Here is a 3285-nt window from a genome sequence, read left to right as displayed (position 1 = left end):
CTATAAACACATGTGGGAGCCGCTTCAGCGGCGAAAACCGGGGTGGGGCAGGCCCCCATCGCCGATGAATCGGCTCCCACACAGAGCGCCACCGCACGATTTCACACGCATCGCATGCGTGCGCAGGGTTAAACTTGAGGTCCTGGCACATCACCGAGGGCGTCATGATCCGACTCAAGCTCCGTACCGGCGCCATTGCCGCCACCGCTCTTCTGCTCGTCGCCGGCGCTGCCGAGGCGCAGAACGTCCGCCGCGTCGCTCCGGAACGCCTAACCGGTTACTGGTACCTGACCAACAAGTCAGTCAACCCCGATGTCCCCAATACCGGCAAGAACCTCGACCAGCCCACCTGCGTCGCGGTGACCTACATGATCGGCTCCGACGGCCGCACCCAGAACGCCACCATCTCCAAGGTCGTGCCCGCAGGCGACCTGGGCCAGGTCGGCGTGAGCATCGTCAAGCAGCTTTCCTACGTGAAGGGCTCCCAGAACGGCACGGCCGAACCGGTGCAGACCTACTACGTGACCGGCTTCAACCTGCCGGAAGATCCCGCGAAAAAGGCGGCGATTCTCGACCAATGCAAGCTGCCGGGCTACCAGACCACTTAATCGCGCCGCACAACGGCTTTCGCGGAGTAGTCCCTTATACTCCGCCGGTTTTTGTCCTCGCTTAGCCCCTCGACGAGGGGCATACCACTACACCCATTACGGAGTTGTCATGAGCATCGAAAATCTCGAACAGGTCGCGCTGGCGATGGTGGCCACGGGGAAGGGCATCATTGCCGTCGACGAATCCACCAACACCATCAAGAAGCGCTTCGAAGCCGCTGGTGTCGAGAACACCGAGGAAAATCGTCGCCGCTATCGTGAGCTGCTGCTGACCACGCCGGGCCTGGGCGAGCACATTTCCGGTGCCATCCTGTTCGACGAGACCATCCGCCAGAAGACCAGCGACGGTACGCCGCTCGTCGACGCCATGAAGAAGGCCGGCATCATCCCGGGTATCAAGGTCGACAAGGGTCCGGTGACGCTCGCCGGCTTCCCGGGCGACGTGATCACCGAAGGCCTCGACGGCCTGCGTGACCGCCTCAAGGAATACGCCCAGCTCGGCGCGCAGTTCGCCAAGTGGCGTGCGGTGATCAACATCACCGACGACAACCCGAGCTCCACGGCCATTGAGGCCAACATGGAAAACCTGGCTCGCTACGCGGCGCTGTGCCAGGAAGCCGGTCTCGTACCGATGGTCGAGCCGGAGATCGTCATGGACGGTCCGGAGAGCACGCACGATCTCGACGTTAGCTACGAAGTGCACGAAGCGGTGCTGCGCAGCCTGTTCAATGCCCTGTATTCGCATAACGTCATGCTCGAAGGCGTCATCCTCAAGGTCAGCATGGTGATTCCGGGCAAAAATGCGCCCAAGGACGAGCAGGCCACGCCGGAAGAAGTCGCCGAGGCCACCGTGCGCGTCCTCCGTACCACCGTGCCGGCAAGCCTGCCGGGCATCGTGTTCCTGTCCGGCGGCCAGAGCGACGAGCAGGCCACCGAGCACCTGGACCTCATCAACAAGTTGGGTCCGCACCCGTGGCCGGTCAGCTTCTCCTACGGCCGTGCGCTGGTTGCCGAGGCGCTGAACGTCTGGTCGAAGGATCTCAAGGGTAACTACGAGAAGGCGCAGAAGGTTGTCCACGAGCGCGCCAAGGAAAATGGCGACGCTGCGCTGGGTCGCTGGACGAAGCGCAGCTGATCGGCGCGTGCCGCGTGACGCGTCTCACGGCGCGTCTCGTGGCATGTCCCCGCGACAACAAAAAACCCGGCGCCTCGCGGCGCCGGGTTTTTTATTTCACCAACAGGGGGATTAACGACCCCCGGTGACTCAGAAGCGGTATTCAGCGCTCACCGAGGCCACGTTCGTGGACAGGTTGAGACCGTGCTTCTTCGCGTCGTAATGGTCGTAGTTCACGCCGAGGCTGAAGTTCTGCGTGAGGTTGTAGCCCACGCCCGCACCGGCATACCAGCTGGTCTTGTCGAAGTTGTCGCGCGTGATGTCGTCGTGGCTCACACCGTCGCCCTTCCAGGCGTAGAGGCCGGCACGGCCGCTGATGTACCACTTCGGATCGATGTTGAAGCGACCGTTCACGCCGGCGGTCCAGCCATGCAGGCTCGACTTGCGGCCATCGATGGCGTTGCCACCGGTGACAAGGTGCTTGGCGTGAATGTTACCCAGGTCGTTGTAGCCGCCTTCGACACCCAGCGCGAGCGACGGGCTCACAGCCCAGCGATAACCGCCGTTGATGTCGTATGCGACGTCATGCCCGTCGTAATTGCCCTTGTTCACTTGCGCGCGGCCGGCACTGCCGTTGACGAAGAAGCCGGCGCCATTGGCGTCCTGCGCGAAAGCCGGGGCCGCAACCATACCGGCCGCCATGAGGCCAAGGGCGATGAGGGTCTTTTTCATGGGGAAAACTCCTGCTTATTCTTTATGCGTTCGATGCGGGCGGCATGGGGATGCCGACTCGCCACAACACACGAGCGGGGGTGCCGTGTGTCCGGGTACTACATGCGGCGGCGCCGCAATAGATTCAATACCCGTAAGTTCACTATTAAGAGAAGATTAAGCCACGGCGGGTTTCCGCCGTGGCTCATTACTTCAGAACAACAATTCATCCAACCTTAGAAGCGGTACTCGCCAGCGAGCGAAATGATGCCCGTGGAGCGCTTGAGGCCCACGCTGGTCTCGCCCGTGGTGTTGTCCATGACCTTGCCCGCATTCGCGTGGAAGTAGTCATAGGTCAGGCCGACGCCGAAGTGCTCGTTGACGTCCCAACCGGTGCCGACGCCGGCGTACCAGCTGCCGCGGTTCGGGCGGCCGCCATTGGAGAAGCCGAGGTCCTGGCCGACGCTGTTGTTGTAATTGTTGTTGTTGTCGTTGGCGCGGAAGTAACCGCCGTGGCCGCTGAGGTACCAGCCGGGGACGAGGTTGATCTTGCCGTTGACACCGAGCATCCAGCCGCGCAGCGCGTTCTTGGTGTTCTTCTGGTCGACGTTCTGATCGGCCTCAAACACGTTCTTTACGCGGTAATTGCCGAGATCCGTGTAACCGGCCTCGAGGCCGAGGCCGAGATCGGGACCGACCTTCCAGCGGTATCCGCCCAGAAGACCGTAGCCCGTGCGACGGCCCTGTTCGCCGTGCAGGGGATTGAAACCGCTGACATTGCTACCGAAGCCACCGGTGTCGCTACCGTTGGTGCGACCGACGTTGGCGCCGATGAACCAGTTACCGCTACCC

General features: G+C 62.4%; 4 protein-coding genes. 2 read left to right on the top strand and 2 right to left on the bottom strand.

Annotated features, from left to right (window positions below; all coding sequences use genetic code 11):
* Positions 1-164: 164 nt before the first annotated feature.
* Both AC1DSN_RS20440 and AC1DSN_RS20435 read left to right on the top strand, forming a co-directional pair.
* Positions 165-608, top strand: coding sequence for an energy transducer TonB (locus tag AC1DSN_RS20440; RefSeq protein ID WP_063570842.1), 444 nt, complete (start codon positions 165-167; stop codon positions 606-608).
* A 109-nt stretch (positions 609-717) separates the two neighbouring features.
* A complete protein-coding gene (locus AC1DSN_RS20435) occupies positions 718-1743 on the top strand; it encodes a class I fructose-bisphosphate aldolase (protein ID WP_477332518.1) in 1026 nt (341 codons plus the stop codon).
* 129 nt (positions 1744-1872) lie between these two features.
* On the opposite strand, the gene AC1DSN_RS20430 is transcribed toward AC1DSN_RS20435, so the two are convergent.
* Both AC1DSN_RS20430 and AC1DSN_RS20425 read right to left on the bottom strand, forming a co-directional pair.
* Positions 1873-2454: a porin family protein gene (locus tag AC1DSN_RS20430; protein WP_063570840.1), complete on the bottom strand. Its 582-nt coding sequence runs from the start codon at positions 2452-2454 to the stop codon at positions 1873-1875.
* Positions 2455-2669: 215 nt separating this feature from the next.
* Positions 2670-3285: outer membrane protein (locus tag AC1DSN_RS20425; protein WP_477332516.1), on the bottom strand; the 616-nt coding region annotated here is incomplete at its 5' end.

The sequence above is a fragment of the Luteibacter sp. P4_D7_3 genome, assembly GCF_056401735.1.
The sequence above is the reverse complement of the archived record's forward strand: the minus strand, read 5'-3'. Positions and strand labels throughout refer to the sequence as shown.

Excerpts from the sequence above, each read along its gene's own strand:
- AC1DSN_RS20440 (WP_063570842.1), top strand. The coding sequence starts at position 165 with ATGATCCGACTCAAGCTCCGTACCGGCGCCATTGCCGCCACCGCTCTT.
- AC1DSN_RS20435 (WP_477332518.1), top strand. The coding sequence starts at position 718 with ATGAGCATCGAAAATCTCGAACAGGTCGCGCTGGCGATGGTGGCCACG.
- AC1DSN_RS20430 (WP_063570840.1), bottom strand. The coding sequence starts at position 2,454 with ATGAAAAAGACCCTCATCGCCCTTGGCCTCATGGCGGCCGGTATGGTT.